Annotated in this window: 14 protein-coding genes, 1 tRNA gene and 1 pseudogene; 10 read left to right on the forward strand and 6 right to left on the reverse strand. The window is 73.9% G+C overall.

The annotated features are described in order from the left end of the window. Positions 1 to 68: 68 nt before the first annotated feature. The 3 genes from F7Q99_RS08525 (at position 69) to F7Q99_RS08535 (ending at position 4660) form a co-directional block, all read left to right on the forward strand. The gene (locus F7Q99_RS08525) at positions 69 to 2342 is read left to right on the forward strand and encodes an acetyl/propionyl/methylcrotonyl-CoA carboxylase subunit alpha (protein WP_153460737.1); all 2274 of its coding nucleotides are present in this window, start codon (positions 69 to 71) and stop codon (positions 2340 to 2342) included. Between the two features lie 38 nt (positions 2343 to 2380). Beyond that, entirely contained in the window at positions 2381 to 3331 is a 951-nt protein-coding gene (locus F7Q99_RS08530) for a hydroxymethylglutaryl-CoA lyase (protein WP_153465958.1), read from the forward strand. Positions 3332 to 3469: 138 nt separating this feature from the next. Beyond that, positions 3470 to 4660 (forward strand): acyl-CoA dehydrogenase family protein, encoded by a 1191-nt coding sequence (locus F7Q99_RS08535; protein ID WP_326846435.1) that lies wholly within the window; start codon positions 3470 to 3472, stop codon positions 4658 to 4660. A gap of 166 nt (positions 4661 to 4826) precedes the next feature. On the opposite strand, the gene F7Q99_RS08540 is transcribed toward F7Q99_RS08535, so the two are convergent. Next, positions 4827 to 5354 (reverse strand): universal stress protein, encoded by a 528-nt coding sequence (locus tag F7Q99_RS08540; protein WP_407697756.1) that lies wholly within the window; start codon positions 5352 to 5354, stop codon positions 4827 to 4829. A 792-nt stretch (positions 5355 to 6146) separates the two neighbouring features. Here F7Q99_RS08540 and F7Q99_RS08545 point away from each other — a divergent pair. Then, a complete protein-coding gene (locus F7Q99_RS08545) occupies positions 6147 to 7319 on the forward strand; it encodes an HAD family hydrolase (RefSeq protein ID WP_195911018.1) in 1173 nt (390 codons plus the stop codon). A 44-nt stretch (positions 7320 to 7363) separates the two neighbouring features. On the opposite strand, the gene F7Q99_RS43080 is transcribed toward F7Q99_RS08545, so the two are convergent. Continuing rightward, on the reverse strand, positions 7364 to 8164 hold the full coding sequence (locus F7Q99_RS43080) for a GNAT family N-acetyltransferase (protein WP_153460739.1): 801 nt from the start codon (positions 8162 to 8164) through the stop codon (positions 7364 to 7366). Between the two features lie 956 nt (positions 8165 to 9120). Here F7Q99_RS43080 and F7Q99_RS43085 point away from each other — a divergent pair. The 5 genes and pseudogenes from F7Q99_RS43085 to F7Q99_RS08575 form a co-directional block, all read left to right on the forward strand. Continuing rightward, a pseudogene (locus F7Q99_RS43085) lies at positions 9121 to 10116 on the forward strand (helix-turn-helix domain-containing protein); the annotation flags it as partial. Positions 10117 to 10988: 872 nt separating this feature from the next. Continuing rightward, on the forward strand, positions 10989 to 11591 hold the full coding sequence (gene orn / locus F7Q99_RS08560; protein ID WP_326846436.1) for an oligoribonuclease: 603 nt from the start codon (positions 10989 to 10991) through the stop codon (positions 11589 to 11591). Between the two features lie 142 nt (positions 11592 to 11733). Further along, a tRNA-His gene (locus F7Q99_RS08565) sits at positions 11734 to 11809 on the forward strand. A 210-nt stretch (positions 11810 to 12019) separates the two neighbouring features. Continuing rightward, the gene (locus F7Q99_RS08570) at positions 12020 to 12466 is read left to right on the forward strand and encodes a DUF4442 domain-containing protein (protein WP_153460741.1); all 447 of its coding nucleotides are present in this window, start codon (positions 12020 to 12022) and stop codon (positions 12464 to 12466) included. Between the two features lie 109 nt (positions 12467 to 12575). Beyond that, complete coding sequence (locus F7Q99_RS08575; protein WP_153460742.1) at positions 12576 to 13439, forward strand: hypothetical protein; 864 nt, start codon at positions 12576 to 12578, stop codon at positions 13437 to 13439. Between the two features lie 7 nt (positions 13440 to 13446). Here F7Q99_RS08575 and F7Q99_RS08580 read toward each other — a convergent pair whose 3' ends face one another. From F7Q99_RS08580 to F7Q99_RS40965, 3 genes are all read right to left on the reverse strand, one after another. Then, positions 13447 to 13911, reverse strand: a complete 465-nt coding sequence (locus F7Q99_RS08580; protein WP_153460743.1) for a GNAT family N-acetyltransferase — start codon at positions 13909 to 13911, stop codon at positions 13447 to 13449. 154 nt (positions 13912 to 14065) lie between these two features. Beyond that, positions 14066 to 14995, reverse strand: a complete 930-nt coding sequence (locus tag F7Q99_RS08585; RefSeq protein WP_195911019.1) for a spermidine synthase — start codon at positions 14993 to 14995, stop codon at positions 14066 to 14068. A 112-nt stretch (positions 14996 to 15107) separates the two neighbouring features. Next, the gene (locus tag F7Q99_RS40965; protein ID WP_230210177.1) at positions 15108 to 15623 is read right to left on the reverse strand and encodes a hypothetical protein; all 516 of its coding nucleotides are present in this window, start codon (positions 15621 to 15623) and stop codon (positions 15108 to 15110) included. A 380-nt stretch (positions 15624 to 16003) separates the two neighbouring features. Between F7Q99_RS40965 and F7Q99_RS08595 the strand changes: the two genes are divergently transcribed. Further along, positions 16004 to 17602 carry a tetratricopeptide repeat protein gene (locus F7Q99_RS08595; RefSeq protein WP_153460745.1) on the forward strand — a complete coding sequence of 533 codons (1599 nt, stop codon included), beginning with the start codon at positions 16004 to 16006 and terminating at the stop codon, positions 17600 to 17602. Between the two features lie 60 nt (positions 17603 to 17662). On the opposite strand, the gene F7Q99_RS08600 is transcribed toward F7Q99_RS08595, so the two are convergent. Continuing rightward, the gene (locus F7Q99_RS08600) at positions 17663 to 18319 is read right to left on the reverse strand and encodes a histidine phosphatase family protein (RefSeq protein WP_153460746.1); all 657 of its coding nucleotides are present in this window, start codon (positions 18317 to 18319) and stop codon (positions 17663 to 17665) included. Between the last annotated feature and the right edge of the window lie 14 nt (positions 18320 to 18333).

Below are 18333 nucleotides of genomic sequence, written 5' to 3' on the forward strand. Positions count from 1 at the left end.
GGGTCGGCGCCCTCTCACCCACCGCCACCTCCTTCGTACGGCCCCCTCGACCCGGAGGAACGCCTCCCATGTTCGACACAGTTCTGGTCGCCAATCGCGGCGAGATCGCCCTCCGGGTGATCCGCACCCTGCGGCGGCTCGGCGTGCGTTCGGTCGCCGTGTTCAGCGACGCGGACGCCGACGCCCCGCACGTCCGCGAGGCGGACGTCGCCGTGCGACTCGGCCCGGCCGACCATAGCGACAGCTCGGCCGCCGAGACCTACCTGCGGACCGACCAGATCCTCGCCGCCGCCCGCCGCACCGGCGCCCAGGCCGTTCACCCCGGTTACGGCTTCCTCGCCGAGAACGCCGGCTTCGCCCGCGCCTGCGCCGACGCCGGCCTCGTCTTCATCGGACCTCCTCCCGGTGCGGTCGAGCTGATGGGTGACAAGATCAACGCCAAGGAGGCCGTCCGGGCCGCCGGCGTCCCGGTGGTCCCCGGCAGCCAGGCCACCGCGCCCACCGACGACGATCTCGTCGCCGCCGCCGACGAGATCGGCTATCCCGTCCTGCTCAAGCCGTCCGCCGGAGGTGGCGGCAAGGGCATGCGTCTCGTGCGGGACCGGGCCGACCTGCCCACGGAGATCGCCGCCGCCCGCCGCGTCGCCCGGACCGCCTTCGGTGACGACACCCTGCTGCTGGAACGCTGGGTCGACCGTCCGCGCCACATCGAGGTGCAGGTGCTCGCCGACGCCCACGGCACCACCGTCCACCTCGGCGAGCGCGAGTGCAGCCTCCAGCGCCGCCATCAGAAACTGATCGAAGAGGCTCCCTCCGTTCTGCTCAACGCCGAGACGCGTGCCGCGATGGGCGCCGCGGCCGTCCGCGCCGCGGAGTCCTGCGGCTACACCGGGGCCGGCACCGTGGAGTTCATCGTCCCCGGCATCGACCCGGACTCGCCCGCCCCCGCCGAACGGGTACGGGACTTCTTCTTCATGGAGATGAACACCCGTCTCCAGGTGGAACACCCCGTCACCGAACTCGCCATCGCCGTCGACGACCCGGCCGGCGGCCGGCCCCGGCGGCTGGACCTGGTCGAGTGGCAGCTGCGGATCGCCGCGGGCGAGCGGCTCTCCTTCGGTCAGTCCGACATCTCCTTCCTGGGCCACGCCATCGAGGCCCGGATCTGCGCCGAGGACCCGGAACGGGACTTCCTGCCCACCGGCGGGCGCATCCTGCTCCTCGACGAGCCGCAGGGCGAGGACGTCCGGGTGGACTCCGGGGTCGCCCCCGGGACCGTCATCACCAGCGCCTACGACCCGATGCTCGCCAAGGTCATCGCGTACGGGCCCGACCGCCCGACCGCGCTCCGCCGCCTCCGCGCGGCGCTGGCCGACACCCGCATCCTGGGCGTCACCACCAACACCGGCTTCCTGCGACGGCTGCTCGCACACCCCGAGGTCGTCGCCGGCCGACTGGACACCGGCCTGGTGGAACAGACGGCCCAGCAGCAGCCGGCCCTGCTCGCCTCACCGCACTCGCCGGCCAACGCGGGCAACGCTGCCCCCGACGGCTCCGCGACACCTGCCCACCTCCTCTACTACGCTGCCGCGCTGGCACGGCACGCGGACCTCACCCCCGCCGCCGACCCCGGCGGCTGGACCGACCCGTTCTCCCTTCCCTCCGGCTGGCGCCTGGGCGGCGCACCCGCCTGGACCACCCACCGACTCCGGACCCCCGGCCAGGAGCCGGTCCCGGTGCGCATCCGTCCGATCACTGCGGGCAACGTAGCGGGCACCACCGACATTCCCTCAGATGTCACCCTTGAGGTGGAAATCGCACTCGATTCCGGACCGGTCCACCGGGCCCGGGCGGTCCGCACCGGCGACCGGCTCCACCTCACCGTCGACGGCCTGCAGACCACGTACGCGCTCGCCGTCGACGGCTCCCCCGGGCTCGCCGCCGGCCCGGTGACCTGGCTCGGCATCGAGGGCGACGCCTGGGCGCTGCACGCCTACGACCCGGTCGTCGAGAGCGCCGCCGCAGCCGGCGCGCACCACGGTGCCCTCACCGCCCCGATGCCCGGCACCGTCACCGTCGTCAAGACGACGGCGGGCGAGACGGTCCGCAAGGGCCAGCCCCTGCTCGTCCTGGAGGCCATGAAGATGGAACACGTGATCGCCGCCCCGCACGACGGCGTCGTGAGCGAACTGCGGGCCACCGCCGGCGCCACCGTCGCGATGGAGGAGCTGCTGGTCGTGGTCACCTCCGCGGACGACGGCGGCGCCGAACCGCCCGCGTCCGCAGACGCCCCCGTGGCGGCCGACGCGCCCGCCGCTAACCCGACCGAGGTGCGGTCGTGACCGCCGCCTCCGCCGCCCACGACCCCGACGCGCTCGACCTGGGCCTGCCCGACCCGGTCCGGGCACCCGGCCTGCCCGAGGAGGTCCGGATCCACGAGGTCGGGCCGCGCGACGGGCTGCAGAACGAGAGCGCCCTGGTACCCGTCGAGGTTAAGGCCGAGTTCATCGCCCGACTCGCCGCCGCCGGGCTGAAGACCGTCGAAGCGACCAGCTTCGTTCACCCGAAATGGGTACCCCAGCTGGCCGATGCCGAGGACCTGATGCCCCGGCTCGCCGGCCTGCCCGAGCGGCACCCCGCACTGCGGCTGCCGGTGCTGGTGCCCAACGAGCGTGGCCTCGACCGCGCCCTCGCCCATCACGCCGGCAACATCGCGGTCTTCGCGAGCGCCACGGAGACCTTCGCCCGCCGCAACCTCAACCGCTCGGCGGACGAGGCGATGGCGATGTTCCGCCCGGTCGTCGAGCGCGCCACCGAGGCTGGGGTCGCGGTCCGCGGCTACCTGTCGATGTGCTTCGGCGACCCGTGGGAGGGCCCAGTCCCCGTCTCCCAGGTGGTCCGCTTCGGCATGCAGCTGCTGGAGATGGGCTGCGCCGAGCTGAGCCTCGGCGACACCATCGGCGTGGCCACCCCGGGCCAGGTCGGCGCACTGCTCGCGGCCTTCGCCGAGGCGGGAGCGCCGGCCGAGCGGCTCGCCGTGCACTTCCACGACACCTACGGCCAGGCGCTCAGCAACACCCTGGCGGCGCTGCGCGAGGGGGTCACCACGGTGGACGCCTCGGCAGGCGGCCTGGGCGGCTGCCCGTACGCCAAGAGCGCCACCGGCAACCTGGCCACGGAGGACCTGGTCTGGATGCTGCATGGCCTCGGCATCCGGACCGGGGTCGATCTGCGCGCGCTGGTCGCCACCAGTGGCTGGATGGCCGGACAACTCGGCCGCCCCAGCCCGTCCCGTACCGTCCAGGCGCTGCTCGGCGCCGCCGGGGGCTGACCGCCCCGAGGCCGTGCCTCTCCGCGCGTTCTCTCACTTTCACATGACCACACCGTGCGACCGTCGGACCATCGGACGGGCGCCGGTCATCCCGCTCATTGCCCGCGGCCACCCCGGCCGGGCCCCAGGAGGATCACCGTGTTCGATCACCGGCTGAACAGCGAGTACGAGGAACTGCGGCGCACCGTCGCCGAGTTCGCCCAGGACGTGGTGGCGCCGAAGATCGGCGAGTTCTACGAGCGGGAGGAGTTCCCGTACGAGATCGTCCGTGAGATGGGGCGGATGGGCCTGTTCGGTCTGCCCTTCCCCGAGGAGTACGGCGGCATGGGCGGCGACTACTTCGCGCTCGGCCTCGCCCTGGAGGAGCTCGCCCGGGTCGACTCCTCGGTGGCGATCACCCTGGAGGCCGCGGTCTCGCTCGGCGCGATGCCGATCTACCGGTTCGGGACGGAGGAGCAGAAGCGCGAGTGGCTGCCCCGGCTCACCTCCGGCGAGCTCCTCGGCGCGTTCGGCCTGACCGAGCCCGAGGGCGGCTCGGACGCCGGCGCGACCCGCACGACGGCCCGTTACGACGAGGCCACCGACGAGTGGGTCATCAACGGGACGAAGTGCTTCATCACCAACTCCGGCACCGACATCACGGGTCTGGTCACCGTCACCGCCCTCACGGAACCGATCGCTCGTTCGAGTGAAGAGGGCGAATTCAGCTCGCCAACGCGTGAAATCTCTTCCATCATCGTGCCCACCGGGACACCGGGGTTCCAGGTGTCGAAGAAGTACTCGAAGGTCGGGTGGAACGCATCCGACACCCGCGAACTGTCCTTTACCGACTGCCGCGTTCCCGCGGCCAACCTGCTGGGCGAGCGTGGCCGAGGCTACGCCCAGTTCCTGCGGATCCTCGACGAGGGCCGCATCGCGATCGCAGCCCTGGCCACCGGCCTGGCCCAGGGGTGCGTCGACGAGTCCGTCGCGTACGCCGCCACGCGCCGGGCCTTCGGCCGGCCGATCGGTGCCAACCAGGCCATCCAGTTCAAGCTCGCCGACATGGAGATGCGCGCCCACACCTCCCGCCTGGCCTGGCGGGACGCCGCCTCCCGGCTGCTGCACGGTGAACCCTTCAAGAAGGAGGCCGCGATCGCGAAGCTGTACTCGTCGGAGGCCGCCGTCGACAACGCGCGCGAGGCGACCCAGATCCACGGCGGGTACGGCTTCATGAACGAGTTCCCGGTCGCACGCTTCTGGCGCGACTGCAAGATTCTCGAGATCGGGGAGGGCACGTCCGAGGTCCAGCGCATGCTCATCGCCCGGGAGTTGGGCGTCACGTCCTGAGCCACGCCCTGCGGGGGTAACGCCCACCCCCGCAGGGATGGTTGGGATGGGCGACAGTGAACTCGGAGCCAGTGGAACCGGGTTCAGACCCGGACTCAGATGCACACGCAGAATCAGATCCACGATCCGATCCACGATCGGATCCAGAATCAGATCCGTATCGGATTCAGGGAATGACGATCACTGGACGGTTGGCCCGGCGCGCCAGCCGCCCGGAGACCGAGCCGAAGATCTTGCCGAGCAGGCCGTGCGTCGTACCCACAACGATGGCGTCGGCGGCGTACTCGCGGCCGACCTCCTCGATCTCGTGGCAGATGTCGCCACCTCGCTCGACCAGGATCCATGGCACTCCGGCGAGGAAGTCGGCGCAGGCGAGCTCCAGGCCGAGGACCTCGGTCCGGTGGTCGGGGAGATCGACGAAGACGGGAGGCTCACAGCCCGCCCAGACCGTGGCGGGCAACCGGTTGGCGACGTGCACGATCACAAGGCCGCACTGCGAGCGGCGGGCCATGCCCACGGCGTAGGCGAGAGCGCGCTCGCTCGACAGCGAGCCGTCGAAGCCGACGACCACGCCGTGCTGGAAGACGGGGTCGCAGGGGTGGCACAGCTCGTCCCGGACAGTCGGCTCGGTGTGCGCGCCGGGAAGGCCGGACGCCCCCGGGCGGTCGGCGCCCGGGCCCAGGCGGCCCGTCACCGGGGGCTCCGTGCGGTCGGCCGCGGGCTCGCCGCGGCGCTGACGGGGACCGCCGGGGCGGCCACGGCGGGCGATGTTACGAAGTGTGCGCGCGAAGCCCTGGGCGCCGCCGTGCACGGGTTCGCCGACCTCTGCGGCGTGTTCGGGGCCACCGCTGCCGACGCCCGAACGGCCGGCGTCACCCTGGCCGTGGGCGCCGCCGTGCGGGGCCGCGTCACCTCCCGCCGCGGGACCCGAGCTGCGGGGCGCGTCCGGTTCAACCGGTCGGGAGTACTCAAAACCAGCCATGGCTCACGGCTCTTCGCGGGAGAGGGGCCGACAAGACGGGACAACGCTGCCCGGGGAGCAGGCCCGTCCACGGGATGACGTCGGTCTGCGCCGCCCAGCACCGTATGTGACCTGTTCCTTTCAGGGTACGACGGGGATGAGGCCCAGCCCAGCGGCGAAGCCCCGGGGCGCCGTTGTTCCCGCAAAAGAAGGATGCGCCCGCCGAGGCAGTGCGCCCTCCCCGCAGGCCGTCGCGCCCCCTCCGGAAAAGAGGTTCTCTGGAGCTTGACTGAGCGGACCGGGCGGCGCAACAGGCCCCCGGGACACCGTGACCGGACTGTCATTGATCGGCTACGATCCGTTGCGGCCCGTCGCGACCTGTCACGTATCGCCAGCCCCATCCACCTTGTCCCGCCTCACGGGCATACCGGGCGCTGCCACCCGTTTCAGCCAATTGGTACGGGTTCGCGACGCACTCTGGCATTTGCCAAGTGCATAGGCGCGAGCGCTGGCACCATGCTTGGCATGCCCCTGCTCCTGTTAGACCTCGACAACACGCTGCTCCCCAGGGACGCCGCATTCCGGTCCTGGGCGCAGGACTTCCTGTCCGAACGCGACCTGCCGCCCGGCGACGTCGAGTGGTTCGTCACCCTGGACGGTGGCGGCTACGTGCCGCGCAGCACCGTACTGTCCGCCGTCCGGCGCCGCTACGGGTTGGACATCTCCTCCGACGACCTGCTCGCCCACTACCGACACGGCATCAACTCGCACATCCACTGTCCGTCCCGCCACATCGACGCGCTGCGGGCGGCGCGGGCGGCCGGATGGACGCTCGGCATCGTCAGCAACGGCGGGACGGGGGCGCAGTTGGAGAAGATCCGCCGGACCGGGCTCGGCCCGCTCGTCGACGGCTGGGTCATCTCCGAGGAGGCCGCCTGCGTCAAACCGGATCCGCTGATCTTCGAGATCGCCGCCCAGCGGTGCGGCATAGCGCCGACCGGGGACTGGGCCGCACACACCTGGGTGATCGGCGACCACGCGCCGGCCGACATCGCCGGGGCCGAGTTGGCCGGCCTGCGCAGCGTCTGGCTGCACCACGGCCGGCCCTGGGCGGAGACCGGCTACCGGCCGACGCTGAAGGCGGCCGGACTGCCGGAAGCCGTCGGGCAGGTACTCGCCGCGCGCAGCGCACCGTCGCCCCGGTCGGGCATCCGCGCGGGCAGCCCGGCCCTGCGGAAGACGGCAGCCGCCCCGGCCCGTACAACAACGACTGCGGGCGCGGCGGCGGCGCGCGGGGTGGCGGGCGTGACGGCGCTCGTGGGCGCTCGGTCCGGCGCGCGTTCGACAGCGGCCGCCCCGGAGGGGTCGTACGCGCTTGTTCCCGCGAACGCCGGAACGGCCGGCGCCCCGGGGCCGGAAGCGGGTTCGGCTGTCCGAAACCGCTCCCGCGACCTTGCGGTCGCCGAACTTGCGGTCGTCGAGCTTGCGGGCGTCGAGCGCTCGGTCGCCGAACGCTCGGTCGCCGAGCTTGCAGCCGCTGAGGACCTGGCCGACGCGGGCGCGGGCACGAGCGGCACCGGTCCCGCCTCCGTCGGACGTCCAACGGCCGAGCGGACCAGGCGAGCTGTGGCGTCGGCCGGGTTCGGTGGGCGCCATGCCGTGGCGCTGGAGGTGGAACCCGTGGCTGCCGCCCAGTAGCGCCTCCGGGCCCGGATGTCAGCTCTCCGTGTCAGCTCTCCGTGTCAGCTCTCCGCCGAGGTGCGGGTCCACCAGCAGGTGCTCCTCTGCACGGAGAATCCGAGCTTGCGGTAGAGCGGTTCGCCGAGGGCGGTGGCGACCAGGGTGGCCGGACGGTCGGGTCGCGCCTGGGCCAGGGCGGTCTCCACCACGGCACGCGCCACACCCCGGCCACGGTGGGCGGGCAGGGTGGCGACCCAGTACAGCCCGGTGGCCTCACCGTTGTCATAGGTCAGGCACGCGCCCGCCGTGGTGCCGTCGATCCGGCCCAGCCAGGCACGGCAGCCGGGGTCGTCCAGCAGTCGTTCCGGGAGTGCGCCGCCGCGGGTCCAGGGCTGCCGTGCGGGCAGCGGGAAGCCGTCGACGATCGCGTGCTCGACCTCGGCGAAGGTGTCGCCGTCCCGCGCCTCATCGACCGTCAGGAGGCTGCGGTCCGGCCCTTCGGAGACGACGGGGAGAGCACGCGGCCCGCCCGTGACGGGGCCGGGCTCACGGGTCATCACCGGCATGACCGGCATGCGGGTGGCGCCGAAGCGGGTCAGGTCGAGGCCGCCGTACGGGTCCTCCAGCGTGAAGCGGACGGTCGACCAGGCGGCCAGGACATCGGCCAACTCCTCCTCCACCGCGCCCGGTTCGGCGTACGGACGGGTGACCAGCAGGCGGTGCGAATCATCCGGAGTCCGGGCGCAGTGGACGGCCGTGAACCCGGGGCGGGTGCGGGACTGCCAGCCGTGCGCGCGGGCCTGGGCGAGCCAGAAGGCGGCGGCGTTGTCGTTGGCCTGTTCGAGCCGGCGGTGGATGTTCACGGCAGGACCGTAACCCGGTACGGCGCAACGCTCCCGACCCGCCCCGGCCTTGGCCGGATGAAGCCAGGGAGGCGCACATTCCCACCTCGTGCGCCCTTGCGCGCACCGCCGATTTTCGGTCAATCTCAGACCGCCCCCTCCCCCTTGGGCATATCCGCAGCCCAGACCGGCCGACCGGGCGCCCCGAAGCCGGATGCCTCAGGACGGGCCCCGCAACAACCGGCCACCGTGACACCGGCCCTCTTCCCAGAAGGGTCGACGAGTGCCACGCTTCGTGATCGAATGCATCACGCCAAATTGCCATGTCGACATAGCGTCGGATGGTGAACTTGTCACAACGGCAACGGTCCACCCGATAGATTTCGATCTTGGCTAGCAGTGCCGCACCACCCACACCACACCACCGAGGGGGCTTGAGCGCCTTGAGCAGGGTGAGCAGGAGCGACGCGGGTCCTGACAGCGGCCAGGCGGTGGCCGGCACCGCGGGTCGTTCCGCGAGAAGCACTGGCACCTCCGCGATGGCCGCCACCGCCCGCACCGTCGGCGTCCCCGGCACCGCTTCGCACCCCTCCCACCCCGCAGTACCCACCGCGCCTTCCGCCCCCGCGGCCGCTCCCGGAGCCCCCTCCTACACCGTGGCCCCGGAGCACGGCGGACCGTATGGCTGGCCCAACAGTGGACCGCCCGTCAGCCGAGGCACCGTCAACCCGGGCCAGACCTACGGCGGCGACCACCCGGTCCACTCCGGCACCCCCGGCCTGCCCGTCGGCTCCGCCACTTCCGGCAACCCCGGCTTCCCCGGTGGCTCCACCGGCCCGCTCGCCGGCCTCGGCCTGGGCGTCGCCGCCGGGCACGGTCCAGTCGCGCACACCGGCGGGCACGGTGGCCCGCACATCGCCGGGCACGGCAGCACGCATGGCGCCGGCCCGGGCGCCAACGGCTCCGCGACCCCCGTGATGACCGCCGCACCCCGCAAGCTGTCCGGCCGGCGCCGCCGCGAGACCGTCGCGGTGCTCATCTTCGGCGGCGCCCCGATCTTCGAGAGCTCGATCCCGCTCTCCGTCTTCGGGGTCGACCGCCAGGACGCCGGAGTGCCGCGCTACCGCCTGCTGGTCTGCGCCGGCGAGGAGGGTCCGCTCGCCACCACCGGTGGCCTGACCCTCTCCGCCCCCTACGGCCTGGAGGCTTTGGCCCGGGCCGGCACGATCGTCGTACCGGCCTGGCGCTCGATCTCGCAGCCGCCGCCGGTCGAGGCGATCACCGCGCTGCGCAAGGCCCACCACGAGGGCGCGCGGATCATCGGGCTGTGCACCGGCGCCTTCGTGCTCGCCGCCGCCGGACTGCTGGACGGCCGCCCGGCGACCACCCACTGGATGTACGCGCCGACCCTGGCCAAGCGCTACCCGCGGGTCCACGTCGATCCGCGCGAGCTCTTCGTCGACGACGGCGACGTGCTGACCTCCGCCGGCACCGCCGCCGGCATCGACCTCTGCCTGCACGTCGTGCGCAGCGACCACGGCGCCGAGGCGGCCAACGCGCTCGCCCGCCGGCTGGTGGTGCCGAGCCGTCGCAGCGGCGGCGGACAGGCCCAGTACATCGATCAGTCTTTACCGGAGGAGATCGGCAACGACCCGTTGGCCGAGGTCGTCACCTGGGCGCTGGAGAACCTCAACCAGCAGTTCGACGTCGAGGTGCTGGCGGCCCGTGCCTACATGAGCCGGCGCACCTTCGACCGGCGGTTCCGCACGCTCACCGGCAGCGCGCCGCTGCAGTGGCTGATCACCCAGCGGGTGCTCCAGGCGCAGCGGCTGCTGGAGACGTCGGAGCTGTCGGTGGACGACGTCGCGCGCCGGTGCGGGTTCCGTTCGCCGGTGGCGCTGCGCGGGCACTTCCGCCGCCAGCTCGGGGTCTCGCCGGCCGCGTACCGGACCAGCTACCGGGCCCGCCGCCCCGGGCCGCCGTCGGCCGGCCCGGCCGGGGCACACGGCGGCGACCTCCGGCTGTCCGGCGCGCTCCCGCACGCTGCCGCCGCAGCAGCGGCCGCGACGGCGGCGGGCGGGGCGGTGTTCGGCGGGGCGCACGGCCCGCAGCCGGCGCACCCGTTCCCGGCCGCGTCCGGCGGACCGGTGCCGCCCGCCCAGCACGGCCAGGCGGCGGCACACGGCCAGCCCGGTGCGCACGGCCAGGCGGGTCCGCACGGCCAGCCCGGCTCGTTCGGTCCCGGTCCGGCCGGGTCGCAGGCCCAGCAGGCGTACCACGCCCGCGCCGGGCAGGCGTACCCGCACCAGCAAGCCGCCCAGCAGCCGTACCCCGGCCAGCACGGTGCGGCGCGCGGTCCGGCACGCCCGCCGCTGGTACCGCCGCAGGCGGGCCACGGAGCGGGCCGCCCGCCGCGCACCGCCGAGCACGCGGCGGCCGAGGACGGCCACCCGCAGCCGGGTGCGCGCGGCCAGGGCCAGGGCCACCGGAGCGCGGTCGAGCGGCCGGCGGACGAACCGGGCGGCGCCGGCGGGGCAGCACGCGGACACGGCACGGCCGCGGGCCGGGTGCCCGGACCGCCCGCGCCCGGCGCCGGCGAGGTCCGGGCGCGCCAGGCCAGGGTCCCGCAGGCCCGTCCACAGGGCGGACGTGCGGTGGCCGAGGGCGCCCGCGCGGCACGGGAGGACCGGACCGCACGGGACGGCCACCCCGTCCACCCGGACCGGGAGGACGACCACACGGACGGCCTCGGCCAGGACGAGCACTCCGCCGAGGCCTGCGCCCCGGCGCCCCGCTCGGCTCCACCGGTCCCCGCAGCGCGTGATCGCGCCGTAGGGTGAGTGGCGTGAATGACCGTTTGGTATGGATCGACTGTGAAATGACCGGCCTCGACCTCGACCGGGACGCCCTGGTCGAGGTCGCGGCGCTGGTGACCGACTCCGAGCTGAACATCCTCGGCGAGGGTGTCGACGTCATCATCCGCCCGCCCGCCGAGGCGCTGGCGAACATGCCCGAGGTGGTGCGCGCGATGCACACCGCCTCCGGCCTGCTCGACGAGCTCGAGCACGGTGTGACGCTGGCCGAGGCCGAGGAGCGGGTGCTCGCGTACGTGCGCCAGCACGTGCCGGAGCCCGGCCGGACGCCGCTGTGCGGGAACTCGGTGGCCACCGACCGGGGTTTCCTCGCGCGGGACATGCCCGCGCTGGAGGGGCATCTGCACTACCGGATCGTGGACGTCTCCTCGATCAAGGAGCTGGCCCGCCGCTGGTACCCGAAGGCGTACTACAACAGCCCGCAGAAGGGCGGCAACCACCGGGCGCTCGCCGACATCCGCGAGAGCATCGACGAACTGCGGTACTACCGCGAGGCGGTGTTCGTCCCGCAGCCCGGCCCGGACGGCGACACCGCGCGCGCCATCGCCGAGAAGTACCAGGCCGAGGCGGACTGACCGGCCGGGCACCCTCCGCGGGTCCCGCGGAGGGTGCCCGCGCTTGCCCGAACGAAACCCTGGCGCGAGCACCCTCTCGGATCCTGTAGAGTTCTTCCTGTCGGAACGGGAACGCGAAGAGCGGGAACGGGCCGTACAGATGGTGGGCGTAGCTCAGTTGGTAGAGCACCTGGTTGTGGTCCAGGTGGCCGCGGGTTCGAGTCCCGTCGCTCACCCCAGAGCCCGAGGGGCCGATCTCTTCAAGAGGTCGGCCCCTCGGGCGTTTTCGCGTTCCCTCACATCCCCATTCCGCCGGGCGGCTTCGGCGGCTTAAGGGCGGCATTTGCGGGTGGCACTTCCGGGCGGCTTCCGACTGTGGACCTGTCGGGCGGTGAAACCGCCGGCCGCAGGCCTGTCGCCAGAAGCTACCGAGCAGTAACATAGCCGCCATGACGACACCTTCGATCGGCGAGCTGCTCGACTCCACCGTGCCGATGGCGCGCACCCTCAAGCTCGAGTACCTGGAGACCACCCCGGACCGCGCCGTGCTCCGGCTGCCCGACCAGCCCGAATACCACAACCACGTCGGCGGGCCGCACGCCGGCGCGATGTTCACCCTCGCCGAGTCCGCCAGCGGCTGCATCGTGCTCGCCGCCTTCGGCGACCAGCTCTCGCGCGCCGTGCCGCTCGCCGTCAACGCCGAGATCGCCTACAAGAAGCTCGCCATGGGCGAGGTCACCGCCACCGCCGTGCTCGGTCGCCCGGCCGCCGAGGTCGTCGCCGAACTCGACGAGGGCGGGCGCCCCGAGTTCCCCGTCACCGTCGAGATCACCCGCGCCGACGGCGCCGTAACCGGTGTGATGACGGTCACCTGGACCCTGCGCCCCAACTCCTGACCGCGCGGCGGCCGGTGGCCCCGCGGGCGCCGACCCGGGGCCACCGGCGCGATGACTGTCCGTGACGACGGGCGTGACCTCACGCCCCGTCCGCTCGTTCTCAACTCACGTGCGAGCCAATCACGCGACGAAGCCCCAGGAACCCGTCCCTCGCGGCGTCACCGGCGCGCGCCACCAGGCTGGCCGGTGGCTCCCCCACACTGTCGCGGCCGGCGGGGCACTGCTCGCACAACTCTGGGGCATCGGCGCCCCCGGCGCGTACGCGGCGACCGCCGACCCGCTGCCGGTGCCGCCCTCGGCCACTGTCCGTCGCGCCCTGCACGGTGTGCCGGGACACGACGGCAAGTCAGCCGGGCACCCCATGCACACGCCCGCACCGCCGGCCGCGCCCGGACTGGTCGGCGACCTCGCCGGTCCCGGGCTCGCAGGCTCCGCGAGTCCCGTGAGTGCAAGCCTCAAGGACCGGATCCGGGCCGGCGGTCTGCCGCTGCCCGGCCAGCGGGCGGCCGTGCCCGACGCCTTCGCGCTCGCCTCCGGCCTGATCGGCACCCTGCCCGCCCGGACCGGCCCCACCGGGGCACGCGCCTCCCGCGAGGACGCGCCCACCGCGCCGCCGACCGCCCCCGACCAGGCCAGGAGCAGTGGCAGGGCCGGTAGCAGGGGGCACCCCACGAGCTCCGCAGCTGCCGGTCGTCAGACCGAGTCGCCCGCTGCTCCCCCGGCCCAGGAGGCGGTGGCGGGTTCGTCGGCCGCCGCCGGCTCGCCCGATGGTGGGCGCGGCGAGGCGACAGCCGCTCCCACACCCGGCGTACCCGGGGCACCGGAGGCCGTCGCGCTCGCCGACACCGCCACCGTGACGGCCAGCGCGGACGGTTCCGGCACGGCCACCGCCGTTCTCGCCCCCATCGCCGCCGGGCTCCTGCTCACCGGCGCAGCGATGTGGAAGCACCGCGGCCTCCCGAGCGGACACTGAACCGGGCTCAGCTCCCCTGGGGCAGCTCCAGTGCCAGCAAGGGGAGTTCACGACCGGGTATAGAGCCGGACGGCGTGAAACCGATCCGCTCCGCACCCATCGCGAGGAGGTAGAACGGCTCGGCGTTCGGGTCGGAGTCGATGGTGAGACGGCGACAACCCAGCTCCTCCGCGCGGCCACGGGCACGTGCGAAGAGTGCTCGGCCGACACCGCGGCCGATGACGTCCGGCTCCACGAACAGCATGTCCAGCTGCGCCTCCGGCGGCCCGCCGGTCACGGTCGCGAAGCCCACCACCCGCTCGCCGTCCTCGGCCACCACCGCCCACGCCTGCTCCATGGCGGCGGCGTCCAGCGTCAGTTCGTCGCGACAGGCGGCCATGAACGCGTCGGCGTAGCCCCAGTAGGCCTTGGACCGCAGCGCGATGCCGGAGAGCAGCTCGGCTTCCGCCGGCCGCGCGGACCTGATCTGCATGACGCGTTCCTCCGCTCGACGACCAGGTCCGCATTCCGGACGGACGGCGGCCATTCTCGGCCGGGAACGGCGCGGGCACCAGTGGTCATGGGGCGGAGGGTGGATGGTGCGCCGCACGAACGTGCCAAGGCCGTAGACGAGTTCGGCCGACCGGTCAGCTGAAGGCGGTGGGGGGTGGCAGCGGCGACGGGGTTGCGGTGGTGTCCGTCGCGGGGACGGCGCCGGCTGCGAAGTCGGTGAGGGGGCGGCCGTGTTCGACACGGGCGAGCGTGGGGTCGGTGGCGACGCGGCGGGTGAGGTCGGCGATGGGGAGAGGGGTGTGAGCGGCAGCCAGGATGAGGTTGCCGAAGCGTTTGCCGCGCAGGACGGCCGGGTCGGCGACGAGGCAGAGTTCGGGGAACACGGCGCCGAGGGTGGCGATCTGCGAGCGGGCGAACGGGAGGGCGGAGCCGTCGGCGATGTTGGCCGCGTACCAGCCGCCAGGCGCGAGCGCGCGGGCGGCGAGGGCGGCGAACTCGACGGTGGTGCAGTGGGCCGGGGTGCGCGCTCCGGAGAAGACGTCGGTGATCACCAGGTCGACGCTGCCCTCGGGGGTGCGCTCCAGCACACTGCGGGCGTCGGCGCCGCGGACCTTGATCTGCCAGCCGCGTTCCAGCGGGAGTTCGGTACGGATCAGCTCGGTGAGAGCGGTGTCGATCTCGGCGACCTGCTGCCGGGAGCGGGGCCGGGTGGCCGCGACGTAACGGGCCAGGGTGAGGGCTCCGCCACCGAGGTGCAGGACGGTGAGCGGGCGGCCGGGCGGAGCGGCGAGGTCGATCAGGTGGCCGAGCCTGCGCTGGTACTCGAAGCCGAGGTGGGAGGGGTCGGCGAGGTCGACCATGGACTGCGGGGCGCCGTCGATCAGCAGGGACCAGGCGGCGGGGCGGTCGCGGTCGGGGCGGAGCTCGGCCAGGCCGGAGCCGACGGGACGGCTGAGCGGGCCCTGGGCGTGCGTACGGCCGCCCGGTCCGGTGGCCGCGGGTTGCGGCTGTGCCGCCGTCCTGCCGCGGCCGGTGCCTCGATCGGCTCTGTTGCTTCGTCCCATGGCAGCCATTATCGGCGCAGACCCGGGGACGTCCGCGGGCGTGCCGGGTGGATCCGGCCGGAGTGACGGGCGGCGACAGGCGGCGACAGGCGGGATCCGCGCGGCACGCCCGCTAGAACGGGCCGAGGCCGCCTGCGGTCAGGGTGCAGGCGGCCTCGCAGAGGGCGGAGCGGAGGACCCACGCGTCGGTGGGGCGGGCGGTGCGGTCGGCGCCGGTGGGGGGCATCACCCAGCGCGGGTCGGTCGCGGGCAGCAGCAGGGCACCGGCCGTACAGGAACTGCCCGGCAGGTGCCAGGTATCACTGGTGCCGGCCGGGACGAAGAAGGAGAGGGTGCTGCCGTTGGGGCTCTGCAGCACGGCGCCGCAGGCGCGACGCAGCCGCAGGATGTCGACCGCTTCCAGGCCGTGGCGCAGGGCGACCGTCACGGTGTCGTAGGCGGTGAGCACGGTGCCCTCGTCGGGGCCGGGGCGGCGGCCGAGGCCCCGGCCGCCGCAGGAGGCGCGGCCGCCCTCGACCGGACCGCGGCCGGGGATCCGGTCGTCGGCGAGGTCGGGGATCAGAGCCGGGACGGCTCCGGCGAGCACGCCTCCGACGACCGGTCGGTACTGCGGGAGTCCGGTGGCCATCCTGGCCCTCCTGTCACCTCGTCGTTTCGAAGCCGAGGCCGCCCGGGGCGTCCCGAGAGGTCCCGAGAGGTCCCGGGACTCCCCGGGGTTGTCCCGGGAGACCGGGGCCGCCGGGGCGGGCGGCAGGCCGGGGCGCGGCCTGGGCTTCCACGTACCAGGACAACGCGGCATCCGCGCCTCAGGCCACGGGGCGCATTACAGCAAGGCATGGCATTTCATGGCAGATCTCTGCAACACCGCCCGTTTTGCCCTGAATTGACACCACATCGACCACGAACCCAGTGTGTCCGGTCGGTGACTCCGGGTACTGTCGGTGGCGGGCCGCGGTGATCCATTCGGACCGCCCCGGACACCACACCCGTACCACCACGGAGCGCACCATGGCAGCCACCCCGCCGGCCGAGCCGACCCGCCCGTCACCCAACACCGTGATGCGCGCACTGCGCGGCGACCGCTCACCAGGCGAGTTCGCCACCGCCGTGCGCCGGGCCGCTCGCGAGATCGGGGAGCACGTGTCCTGCGACGCCCGCTACGTCGGGCGGGTGGAGTCCGGCGAGATCCGCTGCCCCAACTACGCCTACGAGCGGGTGTTCCGGCACATGTGGCCGGGCCGTTCGCTCACCGACCTCGGTTTCTCCCCCAGGACCGCCGTGCGCCGCCGCCCGGCGGACGGCGACGGGAGCACCGGGGCACCTCCGCTCCACCAGACGTTCCCGACCCTGCCCGCCCCGCGCCCGCCACTCTCCACCCAACTCCCGTACGCCGCCTCGCCGTACGCGGATCCGCCCGCACCGGACGGCTCTCCGCGGCCGGGCGCCGTGGCGGTGCACCGGGGGCGCGCCGGATCGCACCATCTCGACGAGGAGAACGACGACGTGCGTCGCCGTACGTTCCTGGCCGGCGGCTCCGCCGCCCTGGCCACCGTGATCGGCATCGACCGGCCCGCCGGAGCCGCCACCGGTTCCGGCCCGGGCTCGGGCTCGGGCTCGGGCTCGGGCTCGGCCACCGCCCCGGGCCTGTTCGGCCCGGTCGCCGCCTTCGTACCCGGCCGACCCGGCCCGGTTCCGCCGCTGCGAAGGGTCGGCGCCGCCGAGGTGCTGGGCGTCGAGCAAGCCATCCGGGACATCCGGCTGGCCGACGACGCGCACGGCGGCGACGCGCTGTTCGAGCTGGCCGGGCAGTCGCTGAGAAACGCGTACGCGCTGCTCAACGAGGGCGAGTACAACGCCGAGACGGAGCGTCGGCTCCAGGCCGGGGCCGGTGAACTCGCCATCTCCGTCGGCTGGTTGGCGCACGACTCGAACCGGCTCGCGGACGCCCGCTCGCTCTACGCCGAGGCGCTCGCCACCGCCCGGATGGCCGGCGACTCCGCGCTGGAGGCACACGTCTTCTCCAACAGCGCCTTCCTCGCCCGCGACGCCGGCCGGCCGCGCGAGGCGCTGCGCGCCGCCCAGGCCGGGCAGGCAGCCGCCCGGTACCTGGACTCCGACCGGCTGCTCGCCCTGCTCGCGATGCGCGAGGCCGGCGGCTGGGCCATGCTCCAGGACCGCGCCTCCTGCGAACGGGCGCTCGTCCGGGCGTACACGCTGTTCGAGCGCGGCCCCTCCGAGGCCGACCCGGAGTGGATGTCCTTCTTCGGCGAGGCCGAGATCGCCGGGCTCCAGTCGCAGTGCTGGTCCGCGCTCGGCGACTGGGACCGGGCCGGCGAGCAGGCCATGCTGGCCATGGCGCTCCAGGAGCCGCACTTCGTCCGCAACCGGGTGCTCTACACCGCCGAGCTGGCCCACGACCGGCTCGGCCGCGGGGACTTGGCGGGCGCGGCGCACCACGGCTCGGCCGCCGTGGCACTGTTCGGCGAGGTCCGCTCCGCCCGGATCCGGAGCATGCTGGCGGACACGGCCGAACGGCTGCGCCCGCACGCCACGGTGCCCGAGGTCGGCGGCTTCCTGACCGCGTACGACCTCGCCACCGCCGCCTGAGCCGGCCGGGCATGGCCTGACCGGGTCGGGCCGGGTCGGCTCAGGCGATGTGACCGCGCGTCAGTGACCGGCGGTCAGGCCCTCCAGGTGGCCGAGGTCGTTCCAGACCTCCACCGCGGGCGCGCCGTACTCCCACGAGAGGACGCACAGCGCCGCCGTGCCGAGCTTGAACCGCTGCGCGAACTCGGGCGGCAGGCCGAGCCAGCGGGCGGTCAGGATGCGGAGCAGGTGCCCGTGCGCGAAGAGGATCACGTCCCGGTCGGCGCAGTGCATGACGGTGGTGTCCGGGTCCGGCACGCCGTGCTCGTCGTTGAGGTCGGCGAGGAAGGCGTCCACCCGGGCGGCCACCTCGGAGAGCTTCTCGCCGCCGGGCACGCCGTCGCGCCAGATGAGCCAGCCGGGGTGGTCGGTGGCCCGGATGTCCGTGCCGGTCCGGCCCTCGTACCGGCCGTAGTCCCACTCCATGAGTTCCGGGCGCTCCACCGCGCGGTCACCGAAGCCGGCCAGGGCGCAGGTCTCCTCGGCGCGGTCGAGCGGGCTGGTGTAGACGAGCGCGTCGGGCAGCCCGTTCCAGGGAGCCTTGGCCAGCCGGGCACCGAGCGCCCTGGCCATCGCGCGGCCCTCCTCGGTGAGCGGGATGTCGGTGCGGCCGGTGTGGCGGCCGGTGGCGGACCACTCGGTCTCGCCGTGGCGGACCAGCACGATTCGGGCGGGCATGGGGGCTCCTCGCA

Source organism: Streptomyces kaniharaensis, assembly GCF_009569385.1.
Lineage (GTDB): Bacteria > Actinomycetota > Actinomycetes > Streptomycetales > Streptomycetaceae > Kitasatospora > Kitasatospora kaniharaensis.

Bases quoted from the DNA above. Each gene is read 5' to 3' on its own strand.
- F7Q99_RS08525 (WP_153460737.1), top strand. From the start codon at position 69: ATGTTCGACACAGTTCTGGTCGCCAATCGCGGCGAGATCGCCCTCCGG.
- F7Q99_RS08545 (WP_195911018.1), top strand. From the start codon at position 6,147: ATGCCCCTGCTCCTGTTAGACCTCGACAACACGCTGCTCCCCAGGGAC.
- F7Q99_RS08570 (WP_153460741.1), top strand. From the start codon at position 12,020: ATGACGACACCTTCGATCGGCGAGCTGCTCGACTCCACCGTGCCGATG.
- F7Q99_RS08580 (WP_153460743.1), bottom strand. From the start codon at position 13,911: ATGCAGATCAGGTCCGCGCGGCCGGCGGAAGCCGAGCTGCTCTCCGGC.
- F7Q99_RS08585 (WP_195911019.1), bottom strand. From the start codon at position 14,995: ATGGGACGAAGCAACAGAGCCGATCGAGGCACCGGCCGCGGCAGGACG.
- F7Q99_RS40965 (WP_230210177.1), bottom strand. From the start codon at position 15,623: ATGGCCACCGGACTCCCGCAGTACCGACCGGTCGTCGGAGGCGTGCTC.
- F7Q99_RS08595 (WP_153460745.1), top strand. From the start codon at position 16,004: ATGGCAGCCACCCCGCCGGCCGAGCCGACCCGCCCGTCACCCAACACC.
- F7Q99_RS08600 (WP_153460746.1), bottom strand. From the start codon at position 18,319: ATGCCCGCCCGAATCGTGCTGGTCCGCCACGGCGAGACCGAGTGGTCC.